Origin of the sequence: Micromonospora sp. MW-13, from assembly GCF_003434305.1 — a bacterium.
GTDB lineage: Bacteria > Actinomycetota > Actinomycetes > Mycobacteriales > Micromonosporaceae > Micromonospora.
Genome location: NZ_QKKX01000001.1, coordinates 125,280 through 139,206, shown reverse-complemented (window position 1 = coordinate 139,206; position 13,927 = coordinate 125,280). Strand labels below are relative to the sequence as shown.

General features: G+C 74.2%; 13 protein-coding genes. 5 read left to right on the top strand and 8 right to left on the bottom strand.

Annotated features, from left to right (window positions below; all coding sequences use genetic code 11):
- Positions 1-114 precede the first annotated feature (114 nt).
- From C5N14_RS00650 to C5N14_RS00640, 3 genes are all read right to left on the bottom strand, one after another.
- Entirely contained in the window at positions 115-1,782 is a 1,668-nt protein-coding gene (locus C5N14_RS00650) for a fumarate hydratase (protein WP_117664831.1), read from the bottom strand.
- An 80-nt stretch (positions 1,783-1,862) separates the two neighbouring features.
- On the bottom strand, positions 1,863-3,329 hold the full coding sequence (locus C5N14_RS00645) for a hypothetical protein (protein ID WP_371685778.1): 1,467 nt from the start codon (positions 3,327-3,329) through the stop codon (positions 1,863-1,865).
- A gap of 111 nt (positions 3,330-3,440) precedes the next feature.
- Positions 3,441-3,944 (bottom strand): Lrp/AsnC family transcriptional regulator, encoded by a 504-nt coding sequence (locus tag C5N14_RS00640; RefSeq protein WP_117664830.1) that lies wholly within the window; start codon positions 3,942-3,944, stop codon positions 3,441-3,443.
- 139 nt (positions 3,945-4,083) lie between these two features.
- Here C5N14_RS00640 and hppD point away from each other — a divergent pair, with 139 nt between their 5' ends.
- Genes hppD through hisC form a run of 4 tightly spaced genes read left to right on the top strand, consistent with a single transcriptional unit; the run spans position 4,084 to position 8,183 of the window.
- Positions 4,084-5,289, top strand: coding sequence for a 4-hydroxyphenylpyruvate dioxygenase (hppD, locus tag C5N14_RS00635; RefSeq protein ID WP_117664829.1), 1,206 nt, complete (start codon positions 4,084-4,086; stop codon positions 5,287-5,289).
- 22 nt (positions 5,290-5,311) lie between these two features.
- Positions 5,312-6,103, top strand: coding sequence for an RDD family protein (locus C5N14_RS00630; RefSeq protein WP_117664828.1), 792 nt, complete (start codon positions 5,312-5,314; stop codon positions 6,101-6,103).
- Positions 6,100-7,083, top strand: coding sequence for an RDD family protein (locus tag C5N14_RS00625; protein WP_117664827.1), 984 nt, complete (start codon positions 6,100-6,102; stop codon positions 7,081-7,083). The genes C5N14_RS00630 and C5N14_RS00625 overlap by 4 nt, the downstream gene beginning before the upstream one ends.
- Entirely contained in the window at positions 7,080-8,183 is a 1,104-nt protein-coding gene (hisC, locus tag C5N14_RS00620; protein WP_117664826.1) for a histidinol-phosphate transaminase, read from the top strand. The genes C5N14_RS00625 and hisC overlap by 4 nt, the downstream gene beginning before the upstream one ends.
- A 39-nt stretch (positions 8,184-8,222) precedes the next feature.
- Here hisC and C5N14_RS00615 read toward each other — a convergent pair whose 3' ends face one another.
- The 5 genes from C5N14_RS00615 to C5N14_RS00595 form a co-directional block, all read right to left on the bottom strand.
- A complete protein-coding gene (locus C5N14_RS00615) occupies positions 8,223-9,476 on the bottom strand; it encodes a PQQ-binding-like beta-propeller repeat protein (protein ID WP_117664825.1) in 1,254 nt (417 codons plus the stop codon).
- Between the two features lie 49 nt (positions 9,477-9,525).
- A complete protein-coding gene (locus tag C5N14_RS00610; RefSeq protein ID WP_117664824.1) occupies positions 9,526-10,008 on the bottom strand; it encodes an SRPBCC family protein in 483 nt (160 codons plus the stop codon).
- Between the two features lie 126 nt (positions 10,009-10,134).
- The gene (locus tag C5N14_RS00605; RefSeq protein ID WP_117664823.1) at positions 10,135-10,344 is read right to left on the bottom strand and encodes a DUF397 domain-containing protein; all 210 of its coding nucleotides are present in this window, start codon (positions 10,342-10,344) and stop codon (positions 10,135-10,137) included.
- Between the two features lie 204 nt (positions 10,345-10,548).
- The gene (gene fahA, locus C5N14_RS00600; protein ID WP_117664822.1) at positions 10,549-11,745 is read right to left on the bottom strand and encodes a fumarylacetoacetase; all 1,197 of its coding nucleotides are present in this window, start codon (positions 11,743-11,745) and stop codon (positions 10,549-10,551) included.
- Positions 11,742-12,608 (bottom strand): hypothetical protein, encoded by an 867-nt coding sequence (locus C5N14_RS00595; protein WP_117664821.1) that lies wholly within the window; start codon positions 12,606-12,608, stop codon positions 11,742-11,744. The genes fahA and C5N14_RS00595 overlap by 4 nt, the downstream gene beginning before the upstream one ends.
- Before the next feature lie 94 nt (positions 12,609-12,702).
- On the opposite strand from C5N14_RS00595, the gene C5N14_RS00590 reads away from it, so the two are divergent.
- Positions 12,703-13,890 (top strand): homogentisate 1,2-dioxygenase, encoded by a 1,188-nt coding sequence (locus tag C5N14_RS00590; RefSeq protein WP_117664941.1) that lies wholly within the window; start codon positions 12,703-12,705, stop codon positions 13,888-13,890.
- The last annotated feature ends 37 nt before the right edge of the window (positions 13,891-13,927 follow it).

Here is a 13,927-nt window from a genome sequence, read left to right as displayed (position 1 = left end):
ATGAGAGTGGATCGGCAGCGCCGGACCGCACAATCGGTCGCGGTTGTCGGCGACGGCATCCGACGGGGGCGGTGCGCCCGTCCATCCTGGTGGATGGGCGCACCGATGTCGACGTCAGCGGCGGCCGACGGTGAGCACCGGCTTGGTGACCTCGGCGAAGAAGTCGTTGCCCTTGTCGTCGACGACGACGAAGGCCGGGAAGTCCTCCACCTCGATCTTCCAGACCGCCTCCATGCCCAGCTCGGCGTATTCGAGCACCTCGACGTGGCGGATGCAGTCCTGGGCGAGCCGGGCCGCCGGGCCGCCGATCGAGCCGAGGTAGAAGCCGCCGTGCTGCTGGCAGGAGCGGGTGACCTGGGCGGACCGGTTGCCCTTGGCCAGCATCACCTGGGAGCCCCCGGCGGCCTGGAACCTCTCCACGTACGCGTCCATCCGGCCGGCCGTGGTCGGGCCGAACGAGCCGGAGGCGTACCCCTCCGGGGTCTTGGCCGGGCCGGCGTAGTAGACGGCGTGGTCGCGCAGGTACTGCGGCATCTCCTCGCCCGCGTCCAGCCGCTCGGCGATCTTCGCGTGCGCGATGTCCCGGGCGACGACCAGCGGGCCGGTCAGCGACAGCCGGGTCTTCACCGGATACTTGGTCAGCTCGGCGCGGATCTCGTCCATCGGCCGGTTCAGGTCCACCCGGACCACCTCGGACGCGTCGAGCGTCTCGTCGGTGACGTCGGGCAGATAGCGCGCCGGGTCGGTTTCGAGGCGCTCCAGCCACACGCCCGACGGGGTGATCTTGGCAACGGCCTGCCGGTCCGCGGAGCAGGACACGGCGATCGCCACCGGGCAGGACGCGCCGTGCCGGGGCAGCCGGACCACCCGCACGTCGTGGCAGAAGTACCGGCCGCCGAACTGTGCGCCGATGCCGAAGTTACGGGTCAGCTCCAGCACCTCGGCCTCCAGCTCCAGGTCCCGGAAGCCGTGTGCGGTCATCGAGCCGGAGGTGGGCAGCGCGTCGAGATACTTCGCCGAGGCGTACTTGGCGGTCTTCAGGGCGTACTCGGCGCTGGTGCCGCCGATGACGACGGCCAGGTGGTACGGCGGGCAGGCCGCGGTGCCGATCAGCCGCAGCTTCTCCTCCAGGAACTGCATCATCCGCGTCGGATTCAACAGCGCCTTGGTCTCCTGGTAGAGGTAGGACTTGTTGGCCGAGCCGCCGCCCTTGGCCATGAACAGGAACTTGTACGCGTCCGGGTGGCCGTCCGGGTCCTCGGCGTAGATCTCCACCTGCGCCGGCAGGTTGCTGCCCGTGTTGCGCTCCTCCCACATGGTCAGCGGGGCGAGCTGCGAGTAGCGCAGGTTCAACTTCGTGTACGCCTGGTAGACGCCCCGGGAGATCGCCTCCACGTCGCCGCCGTCGGTCAGCACGTGCCGGCCGCGCTTGCCCATCACGATGGCCGTGCCGGTGTCCTGGCACATCGGCAGCACCCCGCCGGCGGCGATGTTCGCGTTGCGTAGCAGGTCCAGCGCGACGAACCGGTCGTTCGGCGAGGCCGCCGGGTCGTCGATGATCGCCCGGAGCTGGGCCAGGTGCGCGGGGCGCAGGAAGTGGGCGATGTCGTGCATCGCCTCGGCGGTCAGCGCGGTCAGCGCGGCCCCCTCCACGGTGAGGAACCGGCGCCCGCCCGGACCGTGGACGACGTCGACGCCCTCGTCGGTGACCAGGCGGTATTCGGTCTGGTCGGGCCCGGTCGGCAGCAAGGGAGCGTGGGAGAACGCGGCGGCACTGCTCATGAGCGGAAAGCCTAGGGCAGTCCGCTGGATCGGTGGCACCCGACGGGTCGGTCCTGGGACGCCGCTCTCACCCGTCGCGCTCAGCCGTCCTTGTCGTCCCGCCCGGGGCAGAGCTCCCGCTTCGGCCCGCAACTGCTGTCGGCGCCGGGCCCCCCGTCGGCGCCCCCGTCAGGACCCCCACCGGGGTCGCCCGGGCCGGGGACGCCACCGTCGCCGGGGGGCCGGGCGGGCGCCGCCCCGCCCGCGCCGAAGCGGACGTACCCGATCTCCCGGCCCTCGCCGATGACCATGCCGGCCGGGCCGACGGCCAGGGCGTTCGCCGAGGTCCGCAGCACGACCAGTTCCCTACCGGTACGCGGGTCCAGCGCGATCAGCCGGCTCGGCTTCTCCTCGGCGAGCACCGCCGCGTACGGGGTGAGCGTTCCGCCGCTCCTGCCGCCGGCCGCCCGGGTCCACCGGTTCCGGTCCGCGCCCAGCTCCCGGGCGACGATCGACCGCTTGTCGGCGGTGCGGACCAGGGCGTACCGGTCGTCGACCGCGATCAGCTTCGCCCCCTCGCCGTTGACCTGGAGCAGCCGGCCGTCGTACCCGTCGATGACGGCCTCCCGGCCGTCCGGGGCCACGCCGATCAGCACGTTCCGCGCGCCCTGCGGATCCTCCCGCTGGGCGCAGCCGGCGCTGTCGGCGGTGCGCAGGTTGATCCCGGTGCGCCGCCACACCTCCCGGCCGGTGGCCGGGTCCTGGGCGGTCAGGGTGAACGCGCACGCCCCGTCCTGCGAGACCGCCCGGATCCGCAGCATCCGGCCGCCGACCACCGCGAGCCGCTCGTCCCGGCCGGGCTCGACGTCCTGGAGCACCCGCCCGGTGGCGGTGTCCACGACGTGCACCCGGCCGTCGACCGGGAAGCCGAGCAGCGGGGGCACCGCCTCCGGGCCGGCCACCCCGTCGTCGACCCGGGTGGTGCTCAGCCGGCGGGTGCCGAGCAGGTCCGGGTTGTCGGCGAAGAGGCCGGTGCTGACGCCGGGCAGGAACGCCGTCCACAGCGGCGCGGTGCCGCGCGGGTCCCAGGCACTCAGCGTGCAGTCGGTCGCCTCGGTGCACCGGGCGTCGAGCAGCAGGTTCCGGTACGTCCACACGGCCACCGCGTCGTCGTCGCGGCGGCGGGTCGCCCCGGTGATCGGGTCGAGCAGCTCGTACCCCTTGACCAGGAGCTTGCCCACGGCGACGACCGGGTCGCGGTCACCGCCGGCCACCGCGGACCAGTCGGCCTTGCGCTCCCAGAGCTGGACGCCGGTGGCGAGGCTGCGGGCCTCGACCCGGGTGCGCTGCTCGACGACGACGGCGCCGCCGGCGATCGTGACGCTCTTCGGGGTCCCGCCGATCCGCTGCTGCCAGACCACGTCGGGTTCGGAGATCGGCTCGCTGCGGTCGACCCAGTCCCACACCCCGGGCCACGGGTTCCACACCCCGGCGGCGGCGAGGACGACCACCGTGACGAGGGCGAGCAGCAGCCAGCCACGCAACCTGAGGCCGCCCACCTTCGCCACACCGGACACGGTAACGACGATCACCGCCGGGTCCGCCGCCCGCGCGCCGTGTCGCGGCGCTTTTCTCGGCGACCGGCGTGCTAATGGGGGTCCGGCCGCGCCCGGGAGACGTCAGGACGACGCCCTCGCCTCCCTGACCGCCGAGCGGACGAGGGGGAGCACCCGGTACGGGAGCTGCTGGGCGAGCGCGATGATCGTCGACGCCCGGCGGATGCCCTCGTACGAGACGATCTGGTCGATCACCCGCTGGAGGTCGGCGTTGGACCGGGCGACGATCCGGCAGAGCAGGTCGCTGGAGCCGGTGATGGTGTGCGCCTCCAGCACCTCGGGGATCGCCGCGAGGTGCGCGGTGACCGGGTCGTGCCCGAACCGCTGGCTGATCTCCAGGGTGACGAAGCTGGTCACCCCGAAGCCGATCGCGGCCGGGGAGACGTCCGGCCCGAAGCCGCCGATCACGCCCCGGTCGACGAGCTTGTCGAGCCGGGCCTGGGCGGTGCCCCGGGCCACCCCGAGCCGCCGGGAGCACTCCAGCACCCCGATCCGGGGCTCCTCGGCGAGCAGCTCGATGAGGCGCGCGTCCAGTTCGTCGAGCTGGACATCCTGTGCAGCAGTCACGGGTGTAGACCATACCGAATGCGCAACCTGACCAGGATTTCGGCCAACTGTTGCCCAACCGCAGGCGATCCGGCGATCCTCGCCACATAACCCACCGACGGCGGCCCACGAGGCCGGCCGGTACGCAAGGGAGGTCAGCATGACCCAGGCGATCAACCGACCCCAGTCGGCCGAGGAACTCGACGTCGACGTGCTGATCGGTGCCGTCGACCACGACATCAGCCGCGACCCGTTCCCGGTCCAGGGGCTCGACCACCTGCACTTCCTGGTCGGCAACGCCAAGCAGGCGGCGCACTACTACTCGACCGCGTTCGGCATGACGTGCGTGGCGTACCGGGGGCCGGAGCAGGGCTACCGGGACCACTCCGAGTACGTGCTGACCAGCGGATCGGCCCGGTTCGTGCTGACCGGCGCGGTACGCCCGGACGCGGCCGGCGCGGACCACGTCACGAAGCACAGCGACGGCGTCAGCGACATCGCGCTGGAGGTGCCCGACGTCGACGCCGCGTACGCGCACGCCACCGCGCAGGGCGCGACCGGCCTGATCGAGCCGCACGACGTCGCCGACGAGCACGGCACCGTGCGGATGGCAGCCATCGCCGCGTACGGCGACACCCGGCACACCCTGCTCGACCGGTCCCGGTACACCGGCCCGTTCCTGCCCGGCTTCGTGGCCCGGGGCCCGATCGTGGACCGGCAGCCGATGATCGACGCCGGCCTCCAGCCGAAGCGCTTCTTCCAGGCCGTCGACCACGTCGTCGGCAACGTGGAGCTGGGCCGGATGGACGAGTGGGTGGAGTTCTACAAGCGGGTGATGGGCTTCTCCAACATGGCGGAGTTCGTCGGCGACGACATCGCCACCGACTACTCGGCCCTGATGAGCAAGGTCGTCGCGAACGGCACCCGGAAGGTGAAGTTCCCGCTCAACGAGCCGGCCGTGGCCCGCAAGAAGTCGCAGATCGACGAGTACCTGGAGTTCTACCAGGGGCCCGGCGCCCAGCACATCGCCGTGGCCACCAACGACATCCTGGCCAGCGTGGACGCGATGCGCGCGGCCGGCGTCGAGTTCCTGGAGACCCCGGACTCGTACTACGACGACCCGGAGCTGCGCGGCCGGATCGGCCAGGTGCGGGTGCCGATCGAGGAGCTGAAGGCCCGCAAGATCCTGGTCGACCGGGACGAGGACGGCTACCTGCTCCAGATCTTCACCAAGCCGGTGCAGGACCGCCCGACCGTCTTCTTCGAGCTGATCGAGCGGCACGGCTCGCTGGGCTTCGGCAAGGGCAATTTCAAGGCCCTGTTCGAGGCCATCGAGCGGGAGCAGGAGAAGCGGGGCAACCTGTAGCCCACCTGCGACACTGTCGAGCGTGACCCAGCCTCCGACGTACCCGACGCCGCCGGCCGGCGGGCAGCCGCCCGCCGCCGGTGGCGTCGCGCCGCCCCCCGCCCCGGTCCCGCAGGGGTACGCCGTCCCGGCGCAGCCCGGCCCCACCGGCTACGCCCCGCCGGGCGCTTCCGCCGGCCCGCCGCCGTCGCCCGGGTGGGCCGGCCCGCCCGGATACGCCCCACCGCCCGGCTGGGCCCCACCGCCCGGGTACGCCCCACCGCGCCCCGGGTTCGCGCCGGTGCCGGTCAGCCCCGGCGGGCAGCCGCTGGCCAGCTTCGGCGACCGCCTGCTGGCCTTCCTGATCGACAGCGCCGTCTCCGGCCTGGTCGTCATGGCGCTGTTCCTGCCGGTCATGGTGTTCATCTGGTTCAGGATGTTCGGCGAGTTCACCCGGACCAACCCGGACGGCACGTTCGTCGAGCCCGACCCGAGCACGTTCCTGACCGACATCATGCTGCCGCTGCTCCTGGCCGAGCTGGGGCTGTTCGTCCTGATGCTCGGGCTCTACTGGCTCTACCACGTCGAGTACCTGCGCCGGACCGGGCAGACGCTGGGCAAGAAGGTGATGCGGATCCGGGTCGTCCCGCTCGACCCGACCCGGACGCTGGACCGTGGCATGGCCGGCCGGCGGTACCTGGTGCAGTTCGTCGGCTGTTCGCTGGTGCCCGGGCTCAGCTACGTCGACGGGCTCTGGCAGCTCTGGGACAAGCCCTGGCAGCAGTGCCTCCACGACAAGTTCGCCCGGACGGTCGTCGTTAAGGTTGCTCCGTGAGCGTGCAACCAGGCTGGTACGTCGACCCCGCCGAGCCCGAGACCAGGAGGTACTGGGACGGTGAGGGCTGGATCGGTGCGCCGATCCCGGTCGACGCCACCCCGCCGGAGGGGCCGCCCCCGGTCGAGCCCCCGCCCCCGGTCAGCCCCGCCGCCCCGCCCGGGCCGCCCGGCCAGCCGTCCGGGCCGCCGGCCGGCCCGGTCCCGGCCGCCGGCCCGCGCCAGCCCGCCGGCCCGCAACCGGGCCACGGGCCACAGCCGGGCCACGGACCACAGCCGGGTGCGGGCTACGGGCCGCCCCCGGGGTACGGGCACCCGCAGGGGCCGCCGCCCGGCTGGCCGTACCCGACCTGGCCGGGACGCCCGCCCGCGCCCCGCCCGCACGGGCTGCCGCTGGCCTCCTTCGGCGCCCGGCTGTCCGCCCGGCTGATCGACTTCGGTGCCGTGTTCCTGCTCAACGCGGTCGTCAACGGCTGGTTCGTCTACCGGTACGTCGAGGAGATCACCCCGTACTTCCGGGAGGTGTTCCGCCGGGCCATGGCCGGCGACTCCTCCACCGAAGGGCTGCCCCAGCCGGGCGAGCATGCCGGCGGGCTCCAGGTCGCCATCCTGCTGATCGCCACCGCGCTCTGGTTCGCGTACGAGGTGCCGGCGATGGCCGGCAACAGGCAGACCCTCGGCAAGCGGCTGATGGGCGTACGGGCCGTGCCGGTGGAGGCCGACCAGCCGCTCGGCTTCGGCCGGGCGCTGCGCCGGTGGAGCACCCTGGGCCTGCCCACCCTGCTCTGGTACTGCTGCGGCTTCGGCCTGCTGCTCCAGTTCGTCGACGCGGTGTCGCCGCTGTTCGACCACCCGCTGCGTCAGGCGCTGCACGACAAGCGCGCGCAGACCGTGGTGGTCCAGCTCCCCCGCGTACCCGGTGCCAGCCGTGACACCGAGACCCCGCCCGACCCCGCCAACCCTCCGGGAGACACCCCATGACCGACACCGGCCGACACCACCCGCCACTGCGGCTGACCCGCGCCGACCTCGACGCGCTGCCCAACTACGTGCCCGGGCGCAGCCCCGCCGACCTGGCCCGCGAGCTGGGCCTGACCGAGGCGATCAAGCTGGCCAGCAACGAGGTGCCGTACGGCCCGCTGCCCGGCGTGGTGGAGGCGGTCGCCGAGGCGGTCGCCGGCTCACACCGGTACCCGGACATGGGGGTGGTCGCGCTCCGCGCGGTACTCGCCGAGCGGTACGGGGTGGACCCCGACCGGATCGCCACCGGCTGCGGGTCGGTGGCGCTGGCCGAGCACCTGGTCCGGGCCACCTGCCTGCCCGGCGACGAGCTGCTGTACCCGTGGCGCTCGTTCGAGGCGTACCCGATCATCGCGGCGACCAGCGGCGCGACCAGCGTACGGGTGCCCAACGACGCCGGGCACGGGCACGACCTGACGGCGATGGCCGCAGCGGTGACCGACCGGACCCGGATGGTGCTGGTCTGCAACCCGAACAACCCGACCGGCACGGCGGTCCGCAAGCCGGAGCTGGACCGGTTCCTCGACTCCGTCGGCGAGGACGTGCTGGTGGTCATCGACGAGGCGTACCGGGAGTTCGTCACCGATCCCGAGGTGCCGGACGGCCTGACCTACTCCGACCGGCCGAACGTGGTGGTGCTGCGTACCCTGTCGAAGGCGTGGGGGCTGGCCGGCCTGCGGATCGGCTTCCTCGTCGCCGCGCCCGAGGTGGCCGCCGCCGTGCGCAAGGTGGTCACCCCGTTCTCCACGAGCATGGCCGCCCAGGCCGGCGCGCTCGCCGCGTTGGCCCAGACCGACGAGGTCCGGCGGCGCTGCGCGCTGGTGGTGGCCGAGCGGGACCGGGTCACCGCGGCGCTGCGCAAGTTCGTCCCGGACGTGCCGTCGAGCCAGGCCAACTTCGTCTGGCTGCCGCTGGGCGACGGGGCGATGGAGTTCGGCCGGGCGTGCGAGGCGCGCGGCGTGATCGTCCGGCCGTTCCCCGGCGACGGCGTCCGGGTCACCATCGGCACCCCGGCCGAGAACGACGCCTTCCTGGCGGCGGCCGAGTCGGCGCTGGCCTGAGCGGTCCCCGCCGCGTGGCGGCCCTGGGCACCGACCGCCTCAGCTTGCCGCGAGCACCACCGGCTCGGACATCAGGAAGTAGCGCTGGTCGTCGGCGTCGGGGTCGACCGGCTCACGGAGCCGCTCCATCGCCAGGTAGCCGCCCCCCGCGTACACCAGCCCGGGGGCCCAGCCGATGCCGTCCCGGCCCACGTTCAGCGGGAAGCGGGAGCGCTCCGCGCCGGTGCTCGGGTCCAGGGTGACCAGGTCGTTGGCCTCGGTGAGCAGGTGCACCCGGCCGGGCTGGACGGCGACGATCCGGGCCGGCCCGAGGTCGTCCCGACGCCACAGTTCCCCGCCGGTCCGGGCGGACCGGCCGGTCACCACCCCGACGGCCACCCCGACGGCCCGCTCGCCGTCCAACTCGGACCCGGCCGGATCCAGGGCCGGGGCGGCGACCGGCTGGCCGGCACCGGCCAGCCAGCCGCGGCCCGCCCCGTCGGCCGGGCCGGTGGTCCGCAGGCCCCGGCACCGGGAGCGGTGGCTCACGCAGCCGACCGGGGTGACGGCCAGTTCGGCGGTCGCCCCGGGCGGCTGCCAGCGGGTGGTCGGCGTCCCGGTGGCCACGTCGCGGAACTCGACCGTTGCCGGCCCGGCGCACCGGTCGACGGCGACGAACTGCCCGGCCGCGGTGGTGCCCACGTCGGTGCGGCACCCGCCGTCCACGTCGACGGACCAGAGCCGCCGGCCGTCGGCGAGCGCGAAGCCACCCACCCCGGTCGGCCCGGAGACCACCAGCCCGGGCCGGCCGTCGGCGCCCCGGGCGAGGAAGAGTCCCGGCGGCTCCCAGACCGCGCCGGCCCCGGTGCGGCGGGCGGTCCAGCCCTCGGCGGGGGCGGGACCGTCGGCCTGCCAGGCCACCCGTCCGGTACGCGCGTCCAGCGCCACCAGCTTCCCGTCCGACCAGCGGCTGACCACCGTGGTCCCGTCCGCCACCACCCCGCTGACCTCCGCCGGCCAGCGCCGGTACGACCAGTACGGGGTGACCCGGTACCGGCTGTCGGCCGGCTGGTCGGCGTACACCTGGCGGGTGGCGGCGTAGACGCGGAGCCGGCCGTCCACGATCAGCGGGGCCACCGGCAGCCGGCCCACCACCCCGATCGCCGGGGTGACCGCCGCCGGGTAGCCGGCCCGGGCGGGCGTGTCGACCTCGGCGGGCGCGAGCACCCGGTGCACGACCACCGCGACCGCCCCGGCGCCGAGCAGCGCCCCGACCGCCATCGCGACCCGCCGCCGCCCCCTCGCGAACCCCATGCCGCACCTCCGCCCGGCACCCTACCCAGGAGGGCCGCCGTCGACCCGGTCAGGCCGCCTCGGCGGCAGCCTCCGGGTCGACGGCACGGGCGAGGTCGGCGAGGTCCCGGCGGAAGGCGCCCTCGACCGCGCGGGCGGCCAGGCCGCCGAAGAGCAGGGCGAGGACGCGACCGTACGGGGCGGTGGACACCGCCTCCTGGTGCACGGTGACGGCGGTGCAGGCCCGGCGGCGCCGCTGCACGGTACGCAGCGTCCAGGTGGTCCGGTAGCTCACGCCGATGCCGGGCGAGGTGAGCACCAGCCGGCGGGGCGGCACGGCCTCCAGCACGACGAACTCCTCCGCCTGCGCGCCGCCGTCCGGCCGGGTGCGGGTCTCCCGCCAGGCCGTGCCGGGGGCGAGCCGGCCCGGGGTGAGCAGCTCGACCCGGCCGACCGTGCGGAGCCAGTCCGCGCGGACCGGCAGGTCGACCAGGAGCCGCCACAGGTCGACGGCGGGTGCCTGGATGAACTGGGTGACCGTGACCGTCGACATGACACCTCCCGTGTCCTCCACGGTACGGGGGGTGAACGCGCGGCGGGGCCCCAGCGGCGGGATTTCCGCCGCTGGTGGCCGTCCCGGGGCGAGGCGGTACCGGGCCCCTCCCCGGGGAATCGGTGCTCAGGTCCGGATCCGCCCGACCCGGATCGCGCCGACGAAGGCGGCCCAGCCCGGCGGGCTCACAGCCAGCGCTGGACCGGCCGGGTCCTTCGAGTCGCGTACCGCGACCACGCCGACGGTGTCGACCAGGTTGTCCGCCACCTCCACGCACAGTCCCTGGTCGTTGGAGCGGCTGCTGGTACGCCAGACGGCGCCCGCGAGATCGGTCATGCTCGTTACCTCCTGTCCGCTGGGACGTCCACGACGGCCGGTGCCGCCACACTGCGCCGCCGGCCGGGGGCACGCCGCGACGGGCGAGCCCGGCACGCTCAACGCGGATACACCGAACCCCGGTCGCACAGCGGGTGCGACCGGGGTTCGGTGGTGCGCCGGGGGCGGCGTTGCGGTGCTGCGGCGCAGCGGGTTCGGTCCCGGTCAGCGGGCCGGGCGGATGGTCCCGGTGACCTCGCCGAGGGCGACGGTGGTGCCGTCCGGACCGGGTGCGGTGGCGGTGAGGGTGACGGTGTCGCCGTCCTCCAGGAAGGTCCGGGTCTCGCCGCCGACCTTGACCGGCTCGGCGCCACCCCAGGTCAGCTCCAGGAACGAGCCGACCTGCCCCCGCTCGGGACCGGACACGGTGCCGGAGGCGTACAGGTCGCCGGTGCGCAGGCTGGCGCCGTTGACGGTGAGGTGGGCGAGCTGCTGGGCGGGGGTCCAGTACATGGTGGCGAAGGGCGGCTCGCTGACCTTCTCGCCGTTCCACTCCACGGCCAGCCGCAGGTCCAGCCCGAGGTGCGGCACGTCGCGCAGGTACTCCGCCACCGGCGGGTCCTGCGCGGGCGCGGGCACGAACGCGTCGGCCAGCGCGTCCAGCGGGGTCACCCAGGCCGACACGGAGGTGGCGAAGGACTTGCCGAGGAACGGGCCGAGCGGCTGGTACTCCCAAGCCTGGATGTCCCGGGCGGACCAGTCGTTGACCAGCACCACCCCGAAGACGTGGTCGGCGAAGTCGGCCGCGGCGACCCGGTCGCCGAGCGCGCTCGGCACGCCGACGACGAAGCCGACCTCGGCCTCGATGTCGAGGCGCACGGACGGGCCGCAGACCGGCCCCTGCGGGGTGGCCCGCTGCCCGGTGGGGCGGACGATCGGCGTGCCGGAGACCACCACCGTGCCGGCCCGGCCGTGGTAGCCGATCGGCAGGTGCTTCCAGTTGGGCAGCAGCGGCGGCTGGCCGGGGCGGAAGATCTGCCCGACGTTCCCGGCGTGCTGCTCGGAGGAGTAGAAGTCGACGTAGTCGGCGACCTCGAACGGCAACAGCAGCTCGGCCTCGGCGAGCGGGACGAGCAGCGGCTCCACCGCCGACCGGTGGGCCTCGTCGGTGAGCAGCTCGGTCACCCGCTGCCGCACGGCCGTCCACTGCGGACGGCCCAGCGCCAGGAACGCGTTGAGGGTGGTCCGGCCCAGCGCCCCGGCGGCCAGCACCAGCCCGGCCGCCTCGGCGCCGGCCAGGTCGAGCACGAAGTCCCCGATGCGTACGCCGATCCGGGGGTCGTCCCCGCCCCACCGGAACACCCCGTACGGCAGGTTGCGCACCCCGTACGCCGAGCCGTCGGCCCCCGTCACCCAGGTCATGCCTCGTACCCCCCGTTCACCAGCCCCAGCCGGATCAGATCGGTCAGTGGTTCCTCGATGCTGCACGAGCCGAAGCCCACCCACAGCGGCCGGTCGCCGGCCCGCCCGGCACGGGCCCGCTCGACCAGCGGCACCGGATCGGTCGCGGCGAGCAGGGCGGCCACCCCGTCCACCTCGACGCCGCCGGCGGCGGCGAGCGTCGCGGCGAGCACGTTGCCGAAGCCGTGGTGGGTGAAGCCGGTCTCCGGATCCCGGTGCCGCACGGCGTGGTGCAGCCCGGCGGTCAGCTTGAACGGCAGCTCCCGGTCCCGGCAGGCGCAGATGACGGCGGCCAGCTCGACCGGGGTCGGGAACAGCTCGGCGGCCAGCCCACCGGTGCGGAACTTGGCCGCGACGGGCAGCCCGTCGGCGCGGGCGGCGGCGACCGTGTCCAGCGCCCCCATCAGCCCGAAGGTCAGCGGGATCTCGGCGTAGACGTCGACGCCGTCCCGCCGCCCGGTCAGCTTCAGCAGCTCGGCCAGGCCGGGCTGCGGATCCTCGCCGCGCCTGGCGACGGCCACCTCGATCTGGCGGGCGGTGACGCCGGCCGGGGCCAGGGCCGACAGTGCGGCGGGCAGTCCCTCCACACCGGTGTCGCCGATCAGCCCGACCACGAGGCCCTCGGCGGGGTCGACCAGCGGGTCCAGCTCGCCGGCCACGACGGCCGAGGCCGGGACGAGCAGCGGGCCGACCAGGCCGGCGTACCAGGCGGCGCGGTGCCGGCGGTGGGCGGCGACCGCGTCGGGCAGCGACGCGTTGCCGGGCGGGAAGACGGCGGCGTCGTCGACGAGGCCGGCGAGGAGGCGGGGCACCTGCGTTGACACGAGACAAGAACATACGGGACGCTACAAGGAACGGACAACAGTGTCCGATTATCGGACGCCAATGGCCGGTGAACGGGACGAATCGGGAGGCGACATGCCGTACTACCGCAGCGTCGGCGAGGTGCCCCGGAAGCGGCACACCCAGTTCCGCCAGCCCGACGGCACCCTCTACGCAGAGGAGCTGGTCGGCCAGGAGGGCTTCTCCTCCGACTCGTCCCTGCTCTACCACCGGTACGCCCCGACCGCGATCGTCGCCGCCGAGGAGTACGCCCCGCCCGCCGTCACCCGGGCGCCCAACCTGCCGCTCAAGCCCCGCCACCTGCGCACCCACAAGCTCGACGGCACCGGGGCCGACCCGGTGCTCGGCCGGCGGTACCTGCTCGCCAACGACGACGTCCGAATCGCGTACGTGCTCGCCGACCGGCCGTCCCCGCTGTTCCGCGACGCCACCGGCGACCACTGCCTCTACCTGGAGTCCGGCGCGCTACGGGTCGAGTCGCCGTTCGGCGTGCTGGACGCCGTGGCCGGCGACTACGTGGTCATCCCCACCTCGACCATCCACCGCCTCGTGCCGACCGGCGACCGACCCGTCCGGCTGCTGGCCGTCGAGGCCGCCGGGCACATCGGCCCGCCCAAGCGCTACCTCTCGGTCCGGGGCCAGTTCCTGGAGCACTCGCCGTACTGCGAGCGGGACGTCCGGGGACCGGACGCGCCGTTGCAGGTGGACGGCGAGGACGTGGAGGTGCTGGTCCGGCACCGGTCCCGGGCGGGACGCGACGGCACCGCCTGGACCCGGCACGTCTATGCCCGCCACCCATTCGACGTGGTCGGCTGGGACGGCCACCTCTACCCGTGGGCGTTCTCCATCCACGACTTCGAGCCGATCACCGGCCGGGTCCACCAGCCGCCGCCCGTGCACCAGACGTTCGAGGGCCCGAACTTCGTGATCTGCTCGTTCGTGCCACGCAAGGTGGACTACCACCCGGCCGCCATCCCGGTGCCGTACAACCACCACAACGTCGACTCCGACGAGATGCTCTTCTACACCGGCGGCAACTACGAGGCCCGGCGCGGCTCCGGCATCGAGCAGGGCTCGATCTCGCTGCACCCGTCCGGCTTCACCCACGGCCCCCAGCCGGGCGCGGCCGAGCGGTCGATCGGCGCCGACTTCTTCGACGAGCTGGCCGTCATGGTCGACACGTTCCGCCCCCTCGACCTCTGCAACGCGGCGTCGGAATGCGAGGACCCGGGCTACGCCTGGACCTGGTCCCGCCGCGGCTAGGGCCTGACGACCACGGTCTCGTCCACTCGGCGGTCGG